Source organism: Thalassococcus arenae, assembly GCF_019104745.1.
In the GTDB taxonomy this organism is placed as follows: Bacteria; Pseudomonadota; Alphaproteobacteria; order Rhodobacterales; family Rhodobacteraceae; genus Thalassococcus_B; species Thalassococcus_B arenae.
In genome coordinates this window covers 304,899-318,992 of record NZ_JAHRWL010000002.1, presented here as the reverse complement: position 1 = coordinate 318,992, position 14,094 = coordinate 304,899, and the positions used below count along the sequence as shown (strand labels likewise).

The window sequence follows — 14,094 nt, the reverse complement described above, 5'->3', positions numbered from 1 at the left end:
CCCTATGCAAGGAGAAACGGAGAAACCATGTCGACAGCCGCCCTGATCGTTGCCGCCGGCCGCGGCTCCCGCGCCGGGGGTGAGTTGCCGAAGCAATGGCAAGTCGTGGCCGGACAGCCCGTGGCACGCTGGACGCTGCTGGCCCTGTCGCACCTGCCGCGCATCGTGCTGGTCATCCACCCCGACGACAGGGATTTTGCCGAAAACGCAGCGCGGGGCCTGCCGGTTGCGCTGGTCCTGGGCGGTGCCGACCGCGCCGCGTCGGTGCGCGCCGGGCTGGAAGCGCTGTCCGACGATCCGCCACAACTTGTGCTGATCCACGACGTCGCGCGGCCCTGCATCGACCGCGTGACGATCGACGCCGTAGAAACCGCCTTGCGCGATGCGCCGGGCGCCGCTCCGGCACTGCCTGTCACCGACGCGCTGTGGACCGGTGCGGATGGCGTGGTGACGGGCACCCGCGACCGGCAGGGTCTGTTCCGGGCGCAGACCCCGCAGGGTTTCCGCTTTGCCGACATCCTGGACGCGCACCGACGGAATGCGGGCGATGCGGCGGACGATGTCGCCGTTGCCCGCGCGGCGGGCATGACGGTTGCGATCGTCCCCGGATCGGAGCAGAACCTGAAGATCACCGGCCCCGAGGATTTTTCCAGGGCCGCCCGCATTCTGGAGACCGGCATGGATATCCGCCTAGGCAACGGCTTTGACGTGCACGCCTTCGAACCTGGCGATCACGTGACCCTCTGCGGCATCCAAGTGCCGCACGACCGCGCGTTGAAGGGGCATTCCGACGCTGATGTCGGCCTGCATGCAATCACCGATGCGATCTACGGCGCGCTGGCCCAGGGCGATATCGGGCGGCATTTCCCGCCATCGGACCCGCAATGGAAGGGCGCCGCCAGCGATATTTTTCTGCGTCATGCCGTTGATCTGGCACGCGAAATGGGATTCGGCATTTCGAATGTCGATCTGACCCTGATCTGCGAACGCCCCAAGATCGGCCCGCACGCGCCCGCGATGATCGCCCGGGTCGCCGCAATCATGGCGCTCGACGAAAGCCGCGTTTCGATCAAGGCGACCACATCCGAGCGGTTGGGCTTTACCGGCCGCGAAGAAGGCATCGCGGCGCTGGCCACGGTTGCGTTGGTGCGGGCATGACGCTTTCCGCACTCGTCGCGACCTTCTTCTACAGCGGTCACCTGCGCCCCGCTCCCGGCACCTGGGGATCGCTGGCTGCCCTGCCCGCGGCCTGGCTTGTGGCGGAATGGGCAGGTTTCTTCGGCCTGCTTTTCATTGGCGCCATCCTGTTCTTCCTGGGTCTTTGGGCCACCAGGAAAGAAACCGCCGGCAAGGCCGACCACGACCCTTCGGAAATCGTGATCGACGAGGTGGTCGGCCAATGGATCGCGCTGGCGCCGGTGATCTACGGCGCCAATATGATGCAGGCCGACCTGTTGGCGCTTTGGCCCGGATGGATCGCGGCGTTCTTGCTGTTTCGTCTGTTCGACATCTGGAAACCCGGGCCGGTGGGCTGGGCGGACTCGCTAGGCGGCCCATTGGGCGTTATGCTGGACGACGTAATAGCCGGGTTCTTCGCCGCTGTCGGCGTGATCGGCCTGGCACTGCTGGCGCATGGGGTGCTGATGTGACCGAAGCCTTGGCCCGCGACATCCTGACCGCCGCGCGGGCGCGCGGTTGGACGGTGACAACGGCCGAAAGCTGCACCGGCGGCAAGGTGGCCGCGGCGCTCACCGACATCGCCGGGTCGTCCGACATCTTCCAGCGCGGCTTTGTCACCTATTCCAACGCGGCCAAGCAGGATCTGCTGCACGTCCATTCCGAAACGCTCGAGGCGTTCGGCGCGGTCTCCGAACAGGTCGCACGGCAGATGGCCGAAGGTGCCCGGATCGCGGCCCATGCCGATGTGGCCGTGGCGATCACCGGCATCGCCGGGCCCGGCGGGTCAGAAACCAAGCCCGAAGGCCGGGTCTGCTTTGCCGTCGCCACCGCGTCCGGAACAAGCAGCGAAACCGTGGAATTCGGTGCGCTTGGCCGCAGCGCCGTTCGGGCGGCCGCCACATTGCACGCTTTGCAAAGCATTCTGTCGGCGCTGAACTGACAGGTCACATTGCGCGCAGAAATCAGGCAATCGCACCGATTGACCGGCTGTTTTTTGGGCAGTTGCAAAACCGCCCCCGAATTGCGCGCCCCGATACCGTCTCGCCGCTTTTTTCCGCGTCCGAATCCCGCTTTGACCGCCGTCAAATCAGACAAACGGGAAGGATGGGACAATGAACGGAGCCGATACAGCGTGGATCATCGTGGCCACGGCCCTGGTGCTTTTCATGACGCTGCCGGGGCTTGCGCTGTTCTACGGAGGGCTTGTGCGGGCCCGCAACGTGCTCAGCGTCTTCATGCATTGCTACGCCATCGCCTGCCTGATGAGCGTGTTGTGGCTGGCGCTTGGCTATTCCATCGCCTTCGGCGGCAGCGACAGCGGATACTGGGGCGGCTATGACAAGATGTTCCTGTCGGGCGTGACGTCAGACAGCCTGTCGGGCACCCTGCCCGAGGTGCTTTTCTTTGCCTTCCAGATGACCTTTGCCATCATCACCCCGGCGCTGATCGTCGGCGCCTATGTCGAACGCGTGGGTTTCGGCTTTGTCCTGCTGTTCTCTGCGCTCTGGATGCTCTTGTGCTACGCGCCGGTGGTGCATTGGGTCTGGGGCGGCGGGTTCCTGGCCGATGGCGGGATCTTCGGGGAAACCGGCGTGCGCGACTTCGCCGGCGGCATCGTGGTGCACGAAACGGCCGGGCTGGCGGCGCTGATCATCGCCGTCTTCCTGGGTCCGCGTCGCAACCGAACAACCCCGCCGCACAATCCCGGCTTTGTGATGATCGGCGCGGCGATGCTGTGGGTCGGCTGGTTCGGCTTCAACGGCGGTTCGCAGCTGGCCGCCGATGGCGGTGCCGCCATGGCGCTGACGGTCACGCATATCTCGGCCGCAACCGCCTCGCTGAGCTGGGCGTTCTGGGAGCGCGTCAAGTTCGGCAAGGCGTCACTGGTGGGCATGGTTACCGGCACCATCGCCGGTCTGGCCTCGATCACGCCGGCCAGCGGGTTCGTCGGCCCGGTCGAGGCGCTGATCATCGGCGCGGTGGCGGGCATCCTGTGCCAGGAGGCCGTCAACGTCATCCGCAACATGCTCAAGATCGACGACACGCTTGACGTTTTCGCCGTGCACGGTGTGGGCGGCATCTTCGGCACGCTGATGATCGCGGTCTTCGGTGCAGGAAGCTTTGCCGCGCAGGTCGGATCGCTGCTGATCGTGGGTCTCTTCACAATCGTCGTGACGGTGGTTCTGATCCTGGTTGTGCGCACGGTTACCGCTCTGCGCGTCGATGCAGACATCGAAACCCAGGGCCTCGACATCACCGTCCACGGCGAACGGGCCTACGACCACGCAAGCTGATTGGCCTTCGGATACGCGACGGAACGGGCCCTGCGGGGCCCGTTTTCAGCTCTGCCGGTACAGCTCGGCCGCCCGACGTTCGAAGGCGCGGACGATACGCTGCATGGCCTCGTAGAAGAACATGCCCGCGGCCCCCTGCAGGATGCGGTTGCGGAATTCGAAATCGACGAAGAAATGCACGTCGCATCCGCCTTCGGCCGCATCCTCGAACCGCCATTGCGACCGCATGTGTTTGAACGGGCCGTCCAGGTATTCGGTGTCGATGCGCCGGTCGTCGGGCCACAGCGTGACCTTGGACCCGAACCGTTCTCGGAACACCTTGAAGCTGATGACCAGGTCGGCCAGCATCACGTCGTGATCGCCGCGCTCTTCGCGCGACCGGATGCGCGCGGCGGCCGTCCACGGCAGGAATTCGGGATAGCGCGCCACGTCGGCCACGAGATCGTACATCTGGGCGGCCGTGTACGGCAGGCGTTTGGTTTCGGAATGGGTCGGCATGTCGCCCGTCGATCTTTCCGTCTATCTGCGTGACATTGCCGGGCCTTTTCGTATTGTGCGATCGGAATTTCAAGGGAAGACCCATGCCGCAGCGACCCTATGTCGTAGACGAGATGATCTCGGCCAAGGCCATCGCCGCCCGGATCGAGGCGTTGAGTCGGGAGATCGCAGAGGAATTCGCCGATACCGACAAGCTGGTCGTCGTCGGCTTGCTGCGCGGCTCTTTCGTGTTCATCGCCGATCTGGTGCGCGAACTGGACCTGCCTGTCGAGGTCGATTTCCTGGAAGCCTCCAGCTATGGCGACGCGATGGAAAGCTCGCGCGAGGTGCGCATCCTGAAGGACCTGCGCGGCGGGATCGAGGGCCGCGACGTGCTGGTGGTCGAGGACATCATCGATACCGGCTATACGATGAAGCACGTCTTGGGCCTGCTCAAGGCGCGCAAACCGCACAAGCTGCGTTCGATCGCGCTGCTGGACAAACCCACGCGGCGCGAAGTCGATGTGCGCGCCGACTGGACAGGGTTCGAGATACCCGACGAATTCGTCGTGGGCTACGGCATCGACTACGCCCAGCGCAACCGCAACCTGCCCTATATCGGCAAGGTCCGGTTCACCGCATGATCTGGCTGATGCGGATGGTCCGCTGGGTGCGGCGCCCGCCATCCCGGCAGTATCGCAACATGGTGGCCATCGTGCTGGTGGTCTGCGCGGTGCTTTTCGCAGTGGAACGCTGGGTGGGCTGGCCCGATTGGGCCACGGCCGAGCGGTTCCGCGGATTGCCGCAGGTCGCGCGCTGACCCTTTACCCCCCGGCCCGCTTTTCCTATATATTCGCTCAGGTAAGGAACGAGGATAGGTCATGACCGAAGCCACGCCGCCGCTTGAGGGCACGCCGCTGATCGCACCTTCCAGCACGGATCACCCGCTTTACGACCAGGTCGTCGAAGCGTGCCGGTCAGTTTATGATCCTGAGATTCCAGTCAATATCTACGATCTGGGCTTGGTCTACACGATCGACATCTCGCCGGAAAACGCGGTCAACATCACGATGACCCTGACCGCTCCGGGCTGCCCGGTCGCCGGCGAAATGCCCGGCTGGCTGGCCGAAGCGATCGAACCTTTGCCCGGCGTCAAGCAGGTCGATGTCGATATCACCTGGGATCCGCCCTGGGGCATGGACATGATGTCCGACGAGGCCCGGCTTGAATTGGGCTTCATGTAAGGCAAGTTAAAATACTTGCTTTTCACTGATGCAAGTGCTATCACTTGCTTATGGACATCACGGTTTTCACAGGCGATATCGTCGCGTCTTCCGATATGGATGCCGACCGACTGGATGTTTGCCTAGCCACCTTGTCAGAGGGTTGTGATCGGATCGCCGAATGGACCGGTGCGACGGGTCACGCCAGTTTTGCCCGGCGGGGCGGCGACGGCTGGCAGGCGGTCTTTCCGACCGGCATTCCGACGCACCGCGCCGCGCTGTTCCTGCAGGCCCGACTGCGACAGCAAGGCGACGATATCGCGACCCGCATCGCCATCGCGACCGGCGAGGGCCGATTGTCCGACCCAACCGATCCGAATTCGGGTCACGGCACCGTCTTCACCGCGTCAGGCCGCCTTTTGACCCGGCTCAAGGGCAAGCGACTGCTTGGCGATGCGGCGGGCGGTGTCACGCAGGCCTTCCTGCGATTGGCCGACCACATCGCGCAGGGCTGGACGCCAGCCCAAGCGCGCGCAGTGGCCGCGATGCTGCCGCCAGGCGCAGGTCCTCGCGTCGCGGCCGCCAAGAAACTGGGAGTTTCGCGCCAGGCTGTCGATCAAGCCTTGCATGCGGCCGGATATCCTGCGTTGATCGATGCGCTTGAACTGATTGAGACAAAGAATTAGCGCAACCCTTTAGACTTGCATTCAAGAAAGGCAAGTTATTCTGCTTGCGGAAAGACCGTTAAATGATTGCGACTTTTACCGCCCTGCTGTTGGCTCATGTTCTGGCCGACTTCGTCTTCCAGCCCGACTGGATGGTCGCCCGGAAAGGCAACGTCTTCATTCTCTTGCTGCATGCCGCAATCGTGCTGGTATTCAGCACCGCAGCGCTTGGCGGCATATGGGAGGTCGCGCTGGTGGTGGCCACGGCCCATCTGGCGATCGACGCGATCAAGGCCTGGGCCCTGCCCCGCACCTTCACCGCCTTCGCGATCGACCAGTCCGCGCATGTCGCCACCATCGCAGCGGCGGCCTATTACTGGTCCGGCGCCTTCGATGCCGGTCTCTGGGCGCCCTGGGGCGACCAGGCACTGGCCCCCGCGCTGATCCTGTCGGGCTTCATCGTCACCGTTTTCGCCGGTGGATTCGCAGTGGGCCTGTTGACCACCCGATTCCAGGAAGAGGTGCCGCAGGACGGCCTGGCCGATGCCGGGCGCCTGATTGGCCGGCTGGAACGCACTCTGATCTTCCTGCTGGTCTTCATCGAACAGCCCGCCGGCATCGGTTTCCTGATCGCCGCCAAGTCGATCCTGCGTTTCGACACCGCCGCACAGGGCCAGAAGGCCGGCGAATACGTCATCATCGGCACGCTGGCGTCGTTCGCCTGGGCGATGGCCGCTGCATACGGCACCGTGGCACTTCTTGAGATCGCTGCCGCCGGACCCTAGATTGGAGACCAGAGGAAAAGAGGTATCCGATGTTCGGCATTCCCGGAAAATCCCCCGTCACCCTGACCGACGCCGCCGTGCGCCAGGTGGCCAAGCTGATGCAGCGTGACGGCCGCTTCGGTCTGAAGATCGGCGTCAAGAAAGGTGGCTGCGCGGGCATGGAATACACCATGGACTATGTCGACGTCGCCGATCCCAACGACGAGGTGGTCGAACAGGACGGCGCGCGCGTTCTGATCGCACCCATGGCACAGATGTTCCTGTTCGGAACCGAAATCGACTACGAAACCTCGTTGCTCGAATCGGGCTTCAAGTTCCGCAATCCCAACGTGACCGAAGCCTGCGGCTGCGGCGAGTCGATCAAGTTCAAGGATGTCGACGAATTGGCCGCGGAACAGGGCAAGAGCTGAGCGATGTCGGTCACCGACGAAGAGGGCGCCTTTGCCAGGGAACTCTTTGCCGGATTGGGTGACATCACGACGCGCAAGATGATGGGCGGGCTGTGCCTGTATCACGAAGGTACGATCTTTGCGATCGTGCATTCCGATCTGGGGCTCATGATCAAGGGAGCCGGCGCATTCATCGACCGGCTGGAAGACATGGGCTGCACCCGCTGGACCTATACCCGCGACAACGGCAAGACCGCGTCGATGCCGTACTGGACGATGCCCAGCACCGCCCTGGACGACCCAGAAGAAGCGGCGGCAATCGCGCGCGAGGCGCTGCGGTATCTGTGACGCAAAAGGGTTGGGGCCCGTAAAGCGGATTCGCCGAATCCGCCTGTCGGCTAGGCGATCGCGCCATTGCCGTCCGGCCTCGGCCCCGAGCCGACAAACAGGCCCGCCCTCCCGCCGCTAGCCCGTCTGAAGATGTGTGTAGGTCTCGGCGAACCGTTTCGACAGGTGTTCGCCCGCGGTGATCGTCCTGCCCGAGCCCATCGGTGCAACGTTGGTCTCGTAATTCGGGTTGAAGAACAACGGCACCGAAAGCCGTTCGGCATTTCCGCCGACCACCCGGTGCGGCGTGGCCTTGACCCGACCATCGGTCCACATTTCGAGCATCTCGCCGAAATTGATCACGAATGTGCCCGAATCGGCATTCACCGCAGCCCAGCCGCCGCCCCGAAGACGCACCTCGAGCCCCGGCACGCCGTCCGTGGCAAGAAGGGTCAGGCAGCCATAGTCGGTATGCGTGGCGATGCCGAAATCCTTGGCCCCCGCCCAATCGGGACGCGGCGGATAGTAATTGCCCCTCAGCAGCGCCATGGGCCGGTCGAACTTGTCGTCGAAATAGCCGCGATCCTCACCGATCGCCTCGGCGATGCCGCGCAGCAGACCCAATGCCACGGCGCAGGCATCGCGGTAATAGGCTTCGATCACCGCGCGGAAACCTTCGGGCCTTTCCGGCCAGAGGTTCGGCGCGTAGACCGCCAGATCGCTGCCCGCCAGTTCAAAGCCGCAATCGAAGACCTGCTTGAAATCGGGATTGGCCTGCGGATCGACCTGTTCCGACCCCGACGCGCCCCAGCCCCGGTTCGCCCCGGTCCGCGCCATGTCGACCGCGCGTTTCTCGGCTTCCGGCCGGTCGAAGAACGCCCGGTAGGCAGCCAGCACGAAACGCATCCGCGCCGGCGACAACCCGGCATTCCCGACCTTGAGAAACCCGACACCTTCCGCCACGTTGCGCAGCACATCGAGCGCGTCCGCATCGCGTGCCGCGATCCGGGCGGCATCGAGGGTGGGAATGATGTCCTGTGCCATGACGGTCTTCTAGCGCCTGGTTGCGCCGACACAAGCACCCTTGACCTCGCCCCCCGCGGCGCAATGATGGCGCCAGTCACCGAGGGAGATTGGCATGCGACGCAAACTGGCCGCCGGGAACTGGAAGATGAACGGCACGAGCGACGCGCTGGCCGAACTGGATGCCATGGCGCAGGCCAGCGGCGGGGCCGAAGTGCTGATCTGCCCACCCGCGACGCTGATCGCACGTGCGGCCGATCGCGTGCGCGGTGCCATCGCCATCGGCGGTCAGGATTGCCACGCCAAGGCTTCGGGTGCTCATACCGGCGACCTCTCGGCCACAATGCTCAAGGATGCCGGGGCGAGCCATGTGATCCTGGGCCATTCCGAACGCCGAAGCGATCATGACGAACATGACGAGGACGTCCGCGCCAAGACCCAGGCCGCCTGGGATGCCGGCCTGGTCGCCATCGTCTGCGTCGGCGAAACCCTGACCGAACGCGAGGCGCAGAACACGCTCGACATCATCGGCGGTCAGCTTGCCGGATCGGTCCCGGACAGCGCCACCGGCCACAACCTCGTCGTCGCCTATGAACCGGTCTGGGCGATCGGCACCGGCAAGGTGCCCGACACCGAACAGATCGGCGATGTGCATGATTTCATCCGCGCACGGCTCGAACGCCGCTTCGGCGCCGGTGTCGGCCGGTCGGTCCGCATCCTGTATGGCGGATCGGTCAAGGCCTCGAATGCGGCCGAGATTTTCGACGTTTCCAATGTCGACGGCGCGCTGGTCGGCGGCGCTTCGCTGCGGGCCAGTGACTTTGTCCCGATCATCGACGCATTGAACGCCAGCGCTGGCTGACGCCGCAGATTGCGTATTTGCGAAAGAGAAGAATTGTCTGGCTTCTTCTCTTTGCAAAATACGCGTTCACGACGTCACAAAAGGAAACGACGCCCCGGACAGGGCGTCGCAATTTCACTTGATCGCAGTTGTCGCGCGCAGGCGCTCGACCGAAATCGCCCTATCGCACGATGATCTCGGGCCCCATGAAGGTGGTCGGAAGGAAGGTCGACAGCCACGGGATGTAGGTCACCATGATCAGGAAGACGAAGAGCACGCCGAGGAAAGGCAGCGCGGCGCGCACGACCCGCATCATCGGCATACCGGCCACGCCCGAGGTCACGAACAGGTTCAGACCCACCGGCGGCGTGATCATGCCAATTTCCATGTTCACCACCATGATGATGCCCAAGTGAATGGGGTCGATACCCAGTTCGATGGCGATCGGGAACACCAGCGGCGCCACGATCACGATCAGCCCCGAGGGTTCCATGAACTGTCCGCCGATCAGCAGGATGACGTTCACGATCACCAGGAACATGACCGGCCCGAAGCCCGCGTCCAGCATCATCCCCGCGATGGATTGCGGGATCTGTTCGTCCGTCAGCACGTGTTTGAGGATCAGCGCGTTGGCGATGATGAACATCAGCGTGATGGTCAGCTTGCCCGCCTCGAACAGCGTGTCCTTGGTGTCGCGATGCACGAAGGCGGTGACCAGCGCGATCGGTTTCTGCCAAAGCGCCAGGTTCGGCGCGCCGTTCTTCCCGGCCAGCGGCCCCATGTCGCGATAGACGAACGAGGCGATGAGGAAGGCATAGACGGCCGCCACCGCAGCGGCCTCGGTCGGGGTGAAGATGCCGCCATAGATGCCGCCCAGGATGATGACGATCAGGAACAGGCCCCACCCCGCCTCGGATCCGGCCTCGAACACCTCGCGCCAGCCCTTCCACTCGCCCTTGGGCAGGTTGCGGAACTTGGCGATGACATAGATCGTCACCATCAGCATCGTGCCCGCCAAAAGCCCGGGGATCACGCCGGCGAGAAACATCCGACCCACACTGACATCGGTGGCCGAGGCGTAGACGACCATCACGATGGAGGGCGGGATCAGGATGCCCAGCGTGCCGGCATTGGCGATGACGCCCGCGGCGAAATCCTTGGAATAGCCCACCTGCCGCATGCCCGCGATCACGATCGAGCCGATCGCGACCACCGTGGCGGGCGACGAGCCCGACAAAGCGGCGAACAGCATGCAGGCGAAAACACCCGCGATGGCCAGGCCTCCGGGGAAATGGCCCACGAGCGCGATGGAAAAACGGATGATCCGCCGCGCCACCCCGCCGGTCGACATGAAGGACGACGCCAGGATGAAGAACGGGATGGCCAGCAGCGTGTAATGCCCCGCCATCGCCTGAAAGAAGCTCTGTGCGATGGATGCCAGCGACGTGTCGCTGAGCACCAGCAGGAAGATGGTCGACGAAAAGCCCAGCGAAATGGCGATCGGCACACCGATCAGCATCAGGCCGATGACCATGGCAAAGAGAATGGCGACTTCCATTGGATCAGCCCTCGCGGTTCATGTGGGCGACGTCTTCGACGGCGTCTTCGGCTTCGTGGCTGACGATCAGGCTTTCGGCCTCGCCCTTCCAGATCCGCAGGGTGACCTGGACGAAACGGAACAGCAGCAACGCACAGCCGAAAGGCAGGATGAAATAGGGGATGAAGCGCGGCAGCTTCTCATAGTCTTCGCCCTCGTTCATGATCGGCTGGATCCAGCGCAGCCATTCCGGGAACGGGATATCGACGACTTCGTACCAGCCGCGGTACGAGGTCCGCTTCATCTCTTCCAGGCCGGTCGGAAACCAGCGTCCGGTGGTCTGGGGCAGATTTGCGAAATTCGCCCAGTAATCCCACGCGCCCTTCAACAGCAGGAACGCGTAGGCCAGGCAAATCGCCGCCGCCAGCAGCGCCAGCGCCCGGCGCGCGGCGGGCGACACCAGGTTGGTGATCGCGTCGACGCCCAGATGCGCTGTGGTCTTGACCGCGTAGCTGACCCCGAACAGCACCAGCCAGGCGAACAGGAACGTGACGACCTCGAGACCCCAGATGAATCCGGTGTTGAAGCCGTAGCGCAGGACGACGTTGACAAAGGTCACGATCACCATCGCGCCGAGGATGATCGCGATGACCGTTTCCTCAAGCTCATGGATGAACCGGCCGAACGCCGATTTCGGTTCGTAATGTGACGACATGCTGCCCCCTTGCCCGGTTGTTCCGGGCCATCAAAAACCCGGCTCCGAATGGCACGGAGCCGGGCAGATCGTTTCAGGATCGATTACATCGAGGCGTTGATCGCCTGGGCCGCGTCGATGTTTTCCTGGCCCACATCGTCCTTGAACTGCTCCCAGACCGGCTTCATGGCATCGACCCATTCCTGGCGCTGCTCGGGCGTCAGTTCGCGGATCGTCGCGCCGGCATCGAGCACCGCCTGGCGGGCATCGGCATCGACCTGGCCGACCGCGGCGTTGCGCTCGACCGTCACCTCGTTGAGGATCGTGCGCAGCTGGCTGCTGACATCCTCGGGCAGGCTTTCCCACCAGTCCACGCTGGTCACGACCATGTAGTCGATGATGCCGTGGTTGGTTTCGGTGATGCCGTCCTGCACCTCAAAGAATTTCTGGCCGTAGATGTTGGACCAGGTGTTTTCCTGGCCATCCACGACGCCGGTCTGCAGCGCGCCGTAGACTTCCGAGAAGGCCATGGGCTGCGGGCTGACGCCGATCGCTTCCATCTGCGCCTTGATCACGTCCGAAGGCTGCACGCGGAATTTCAGACCGGCAGCGTCGGACGGCGAGATCAGCGGCTTGTTGGCCGACATCTGCTTCATGCCGTTGTGCCAGAATTCCAGGCCCAGCAGACCGCGGCGCACCATCGATTCCTTCATCGCCTGGCCGGTTTCGGAGTTCTGGAACGCGTCCACGGCTTCGATGTTGCGGAACATGAAGGGCAGGTCGAAAATGCGGAACTGCTTGGTGAACTGCTCGAATTTCGACAGCGACGGCGCCGCCAGCTGGACGTCGCCTTGCAGCATCGCCTCGAGCACCTGGTCGTCATTGTAGAGTGTCGAGTTCGGGAAGACCTCCATGCAGGCCTTGCCGTTCATCTCGGCATTGACGCGCTCCATCAGCAACGACGCGGCGATACCCTTGGGGTGCTTGTCGGAGTTGGTGACGTGGCTGAACTTGATGACGATCTCGTCGCCTTCGCAAGCCGCCATCGCGCCGGTCGCACCCGTCATCAGGGCAGTGGCCGCCACGGCGGTCGTTAGAAACTTCTTCATGATGTCCTCCCGGAACTTCGTAAATCACAGCGGTCCGACCCCTCCGTCGAACCTGCCGGGTAAGAGAATCACCACGGCGGGGAATCACCGCAAGCGTTGAGTCAAACCACTCTATGGGAAGGATTTTTTATAATTGTAATATATAGTTACACCGTGAAGCTTGTGTAGCTTTTGATGCTGCATCGCGGCTATGTGCGGTTCACCGCACAGCCGTTTGCGCCAACAGTGCGGAAATCCGCACAGTTTTCTCACGGGCGCGTGAGATCGTCGAATCGGCGCGGTTCAACCGTCCCGGCGGTAGGTTTCCGGCTTCAGCCCGTACTTGGCGAGCTTGTCGTAAAAGGTCTTGCGCGGCAGTTTCAGCGCTTGGGCTGCTTGCGCGGCACGGCCGTTGTGACGCCCCAGAGCGGCGGCCAGCAGCGACCGTTCGACCTGTGCCATCTGCTCGGCCAACCCCAGATCGCGCGCCTGAAACACCTCCTCGGGGACCCCCAGCACGAACCGCATGGCTGCCGACATCAGCGATCGCGCGTTGCCGGGCCAATCCTGCGCCATCAACGCGGCAAGGTGATCCTGGGTGATCTCGGGCGGCGCGATGCCGGCATTTTCCGCGGCCTGAGCCACGTAATGCCGGAACAGGACAGGGATGTCTTCGGGTCGTTCCGACAACGCCGGAATTCGCACCTGCATCACCTCCAGCCGATAGAACAGGTCCGAGGACAGCATGCCCTGCGCCACGGCCGCAGCGATATCGCGCACGGACCCCGCGATCAGCCGCGCCCCGCCATGTTCGAGAGCGTCCAGCAAAGCCATCTGCGTGTCGACCGGCGCGGCGGCGATTTCGTCCAGAAACAGCGTCCCGCCGGTACATGCCGCCCAGACTGCCTCGAACCCGGCGCGGTCCAGCCCGGCAGCCGCGCGCTTTTCGAAGGGACCCTTGGCGTTCGGCGAACACAGATGCACGACCTCGGCCACCTTGGATATCCCGGTACCGGGCGCCCCCGTGACCAGCACTTCGGTTCCGGCGCGGGCGGCAGCGCGCACCCGGGCGCGCAGCGCCTCTGCTTGTTTGGAGATACCGAAAATCAATCGCGCCGCCGGATCGCCGGTTTCGAGCTGCGCCTTGAGCCTGCGGTTTTCCAGCACCAGGGCGCGTGTGCGCAGGGCACGTTCGATCACCGTGCACAGATCGTCCGGTGCACAGGGTTTTTCCAGGAAATCGAATGCACCGGCCGACATCGCCCGAACCGCCATCGGTATGTCGCCTTCGCCGGTCAACAGGATCACCGGCAGGTCGGGATCGGTCTCGCGGGCGTAGTCCAGCAGGTGGAACCCGTCGCGGCCCGGCATCCGGATATCCGAGACGATGACACCGTCGAATGCCGGCCGGATATGGTCCTTGGCCTCGACAAAGGAACCGGCGGTGATCGCCTGGAACTCGGCCAGGTCCAGCGTCTGGCCCAGGGCCGCGCGCACGGCCGCGTCATCATCCACCAGCAACACCCGGCGGGTCATCGTTGCGCCTTGCGGGACGGCGGGCGGGGCGATGCG

General features: G+C 63.9%; 18 protein-coding genes. 12 read left to right on the top strand and 6 right to left on the bottom strand.

What is annotated here, in order from left to right:
* Positions 1-27: 27 nt before the first annotated feature.
* The 4 genes from KUH32_RS12905 to KUH32_RS12890 all read left to right on the top strand — a co-directional run bounded on the left by KUH32_RS12905 (position 28) and on the right by KUH32_RS12890 (position 3,473).
* Complete coding sequence (locus KUH32_RS12905; protein WP_217778985.1) at positions 28-1,158, top strand: bifunctional 2-C-methyl-D-erythritol 4-phosphate cytidylyltransferase/2-C-methyl-D-erythritol 2,4-cyclodiphosphate synthase; 1,131 nt, start codon at positions 28-30, stop codon at positions 1,156-1,158.
* Positions 1,155-1,649 carry a phosphatidylglycerophosphatase A family protein gene (locus KUH32_RS12900; RefSeq protein ID WP_217778983.1) on the top strand — a complete coding sequence of 165 codons (495 nt, stop codon included), beginning with the start codon at positions 1,155-1,157 and terminating at the stop codon, positions 1,647-1,649. The genes KUH32_RS12905 and KUH32_RS12900 overlap by 4 nt, the downstream gene beginning before the upstream one ends.
* Positions 1,646-2,119 carry a CinA family protein gene (locus KUH32_RS12895; protein ID WP_217778981.1) on the top strand — a complete coding sequence of 158 codons (474 nt, stop codon included), beginning with the start codon at positions 1,646-1,648 and terminating at the stop codon, positions 2,117-2,119. Before KUH32_RS12900 ends, KUH32_RS12895 begins: the two co-directional genes overlap by 4 nt.
* A gap of 172 nt (positions 2,120-2,291) precedes the next feature.
* On the top strand, positions 2,292-3,473 hold the full coding sequence (locus KUH32_RS12890) for an ammonium transporter (protein ID WP_217778980.1): 1,182 nt from the start codon (positions 2,292-2,294) through the stop codon (positions 3,471-3,473).
* 45 nt (positions 3,474-3,518) lie between these two features.
* Here KUH32_RS12890 and KUH32_RS12885 read toward each other — a convergent pair whose 3' ends face one another.
* Positions 3,519-3,971 carry a type II toxin-antitoxin system RatA family toxin gene (locus tag KUH32_RS12885; protein WP_217778978.1) on the bottom strand — a complete coding sequence of 151 codons (453 nt, stop codon included), beginning with the start codon at positions 3,969-3,971 and terminating at the stop codon, positions 3,519-3,521.
* An 83-nt stretch (positions 3,972-4,054) separates the two neighbouring features.
* On the opposite strand from KUH32_RS12885, the gene hpt reads away from it, so the two are divergent.
* From hpt to KUH32_RS12850, 7 genes are all read left to right on the top strand, one after another.
* Positions 4,055-4,594 (top strand): hypoxanthine phosphoribosyltransferase, encoded by a 540-nt coding sequence (hpt, locus tag KUH32_RS12880; protein ID WP_217778976.1) that lies wholly within the window; start codon positions 4,055-4,057, stop codon positions 4,592-4,594.
* The gene (locus KUH32_RS12875; RefSeq protein WP_217778975.1) at positions 4,591-4,770 is read left to right on the top strand and encodes a hypothetical protein; all 180 of its coding nucleotides are present in this window, start codon (positions 4,591-4,593) and stop codon (positions 4,768-4,770) included. Before hpt ends, KUH32_RS12875 begins: the two co-directional genes overlap by 4 nt.
* 61 nt (positions 4,771-4,831) lie before the next feature.
* Positions 4,832-5,194 carry an SUF system Fe-S cluster assembly protein gene (locus KUH32_RS12870; protein WP_217778973.1) on the top strand — a complete coding sequence of 121 codons (363 nt, stop codon included), beginning with the start codon at positions 4,832-4,834 and terminating at the stop codon, positions 5,192-5,194.
* Positions 5,195-5,244: 50 nt separating this feature from the next.
* Entirely contained in the window at positions 5,245-5,859 is a 615-nt protein-coding gene (locus KUH32_RS12865) for a MarR family transcriptional regulator (protein WP_217778971.1), read from the top strand.
* Positions 5,860-5,921: 62 nt separating this feature from the next.
* Positions 5,922-6,623, top strand: coding sequence for a DUF3307 domain-containing protein (locus KUH32_RS12860; RefSeq protein WP_217778969.1), 702 nt, complete (start codon positions 5,922-5,924; stop codon positions 6,621-6,623).
* A gap of 29 nt (positions 6,624-6,652) precedes the next feature.
* Positions 6,653-7,033: a HesB/IscA family protein gene (locus KUH32_RS12855; protein WP_217778967.1), complete on the top strand. Its 381-nt coding sequence runs from the start codon at positions 6,653-6,655 to the stop codon at positions 7,031-7,033.
* Positions 7,034-7,036: 3 nt separating this feature from the next.
* Positions 7,037-7,360, top strand: a complete 324-nt coding sequence (locus tag KUH32_RS12850) for a TfoX/Sxy family protein (RefSeq protein WP_217778966.1) — start codon at positions 7,037-7,039, stop codon at positions 7,358-7,360.
* 117 nt (positions 7,361-7,477) lie between these two features.
* Here KUH32_RS12850 and KUH32_RS12845 read toward each other — a convergent pair whose 3' ends face one another.
* Positions 7,478-8,371, bottom strand: a complete 894-nt coding sequence (locus KUH32_RS12845) for an isopenicillin N synthase family dioxygenase (RefSeq protein ID WP_348541138.1) — start codon at positions 8,369-8,371, stop codon at positions 7,478-7,480.
* 106 nt (positions 8,372-8,477) lie between these two features.
* On the opposite strand from KUH32_RS12845, the gene tpiA reads away from it, so the two are divergent.
* Positions 8,478-9,224 carry a triose-phosphate isomerase gene (tpiA, locus tag KUH32_RS12840; protein ID WP_217778962.1) on the top strand — a complete coding sequence of 249 codons (747 nt, stop codon included), beginning with the start codon at positions 8,478-8,480 and terminating at the stop codon, positions 9,222-9,224.
* Between the two features lie 160 nt (positions 9,225-9,384).
* On the opposite strand, the gene KUH32_RS12835 is transcribed toward tpiA, so the two are convergent.
* The 4 genes from KUH32_RS12835 to KUH32_RS12820 form a co-directional block, all read right to left on the bottom strand.
* Positions 9,385-10,761: a TRAP transporter large permease gene (locus KUH32_RS12835; RefSeq protein ID WP_217778961.1), complete on the bottom strand. Its 1,377-nt coding sequence runs from the start codon at positions 10,759-10,761 to the stop codon at positions 9,385-9,387.
* A gap of 4 nt (positions 10,762-10,765) precedes the next feature.
* Positions 10,766-11,455: a TRAP transporter small permease gene (locus tag KUH32_RS12830; RefSeq protein ID WP_217778959.1), complete on the bottom strand. Its 690-nt coding sequence runs from the start codon at positions 11,453-11,455 to the stop codon at positions 10,766-10,768.
* Between the two features lie 83 nt (positions 11,456-11,538).
* On the bottom strand, positions 11,539-12,543 hold the full coding sequence (locus tag KUH32_RS12825; RefSeq protein WP_217778957.1) for a DctP family TRAP transporter solute-binding subunit: 1,005 nt from the start codon (positions 12,541-12,543) through the stop codon (positions 11,539-11,541).
* Positions 12,544-12,825: 282 nt separating this feature from the next.
* Complete coding sequence (locus tag KUH32_RS12820) at positions 12,826-14,058, bottom strand: sigma-54-dependent transcriptional regulator (protein WP_217778955.1); 1,233 nt, start codon at positions 14,056-14,058, stop codon at positions 12,826-12,828.
* Positions 14,059-14,094 lie beyond the last annotated feature (36 nt).

What these genes read in the sequence shown, in the direction of transcription:
- hpt (WP_217778976.1), top strand. Translation starts at nt 4,055, where the DNA reads ATGCCGCAGCGACCCTATGTCGTAGACGAGATGATCTCGGCCAAGGCC.
- KUH32_RS12900 (WP_217778983.1), top strand. Translation starts at nt 1,155, where the DNA reads ATGACGCTTTCCGCACTCGTCGCGACCTTCTTCTACAGCGGTCACCTG.
- KUH32_RS12905 (WP_217778985.1), top strand. Translation starts at nt 28, where the DNA reads ATGTCGACAGCCGCCCTGATCGTTGCCGCCGGCCGCGGCTCCCGCGCC.
- KUH32_RS12825 (WP_217778957.1), bottom strand. Translation starts at nt 12,543, where the DNA reads ATGAAGAAGTTTCTAACGACCGCCGTGGCGGCCACTGCCCTGATGACG.
- KUH32_RS12820 (WP_217778955.1), bottom strand. Translation starts at nt 14,058, where the DNA reads ATGACCCGCCGGGTGTTGCTGGTGGATGATGACGCGGCCGTGCGCGCG.
- KUH32_RS12830 (WP_217778959.1), bottom strand. Translation starts at nt 11,455, where the DNA reads ATGTCGTCACATTACGAACCGAAATCGGCGTTCGGCCGGTTCATCCAT.
- KUH32_RS12870 (WP_217778973.1), top strand. Translation starts at nt 4,832, where the DNA reads ATGACCGAAGCCACGCCGCCGCTTGAGGGCACGCCGCTGATCGCACCT.
- KUH32_RS12850 (WP_217778966.1), top strand. Translation starts at nt 7,037, where the DNA reads ATGTCGGTCACCGACGAAGAGGGCGCCTTTGCCAGGGAACTCTTTGCC.
- KUH32_RS12855 (WP_217778967.1), top strand. Translation starts at nt 6,653, where the DNA reads ATGTTCGGCATTCCCGGAAAATCCCCCGTCACCCTGACCGACGCCGCC.
- KUH32_RS12890 (WP_217778980.1), top strand. Translation starts at nt 2,292, where the DNA reads ATGAACGGAGCCGATACAGCGTGGATCATCGTGGCCACGGCCCTGGTG.
- KUH32_RS12835 (WP_217778961.1), bottom strand. Translation starts at nt 10,761, where the DNA reads ATGGAAGTCGCCATTCTCTTTGCCATGGTCATCGGCCTGATGCTGATC.
- KUH32_RS12885 (WP_217778978.1), bottom strand. Translation starts at nt 3,971, where the DNA reads ATGCCGACCCATTCCGAAACCAAACGCCTGCCGTACACGGCCGCCCAG.
- KUH32_RS12865 (WP_217778971.1), top strand. Translation starts at nt 5,245, where the DNA reads ATGGACATCACGGTTTTCACAGGCGATATCGTCGCGTCTTCCGATATG.
- KUH32_RS12860 (WP_217778969.1), top strand. Translation starts at nt 5,922, where the DNA reads ATGATTGCGACTTTTACCGCCCTGCTGTTGGCTCATGTTCTGGCCGAC.
- KUH32_RS12875 (WP_217778975.1), top strand. Translation starts at nt 4,591, where the DNA reads ATGATCTGGCTGATGCGGATGGTCCGCTGGGTGCGGCGCCCGCCATCC.
- tpiA (WP_217778962.1), top strand. Translation starts at nt 8,478, where the DNA reads ATGCGACGCAAACTGGCCGCCGGGAACTGGAAGATGAACGGCACGAGC.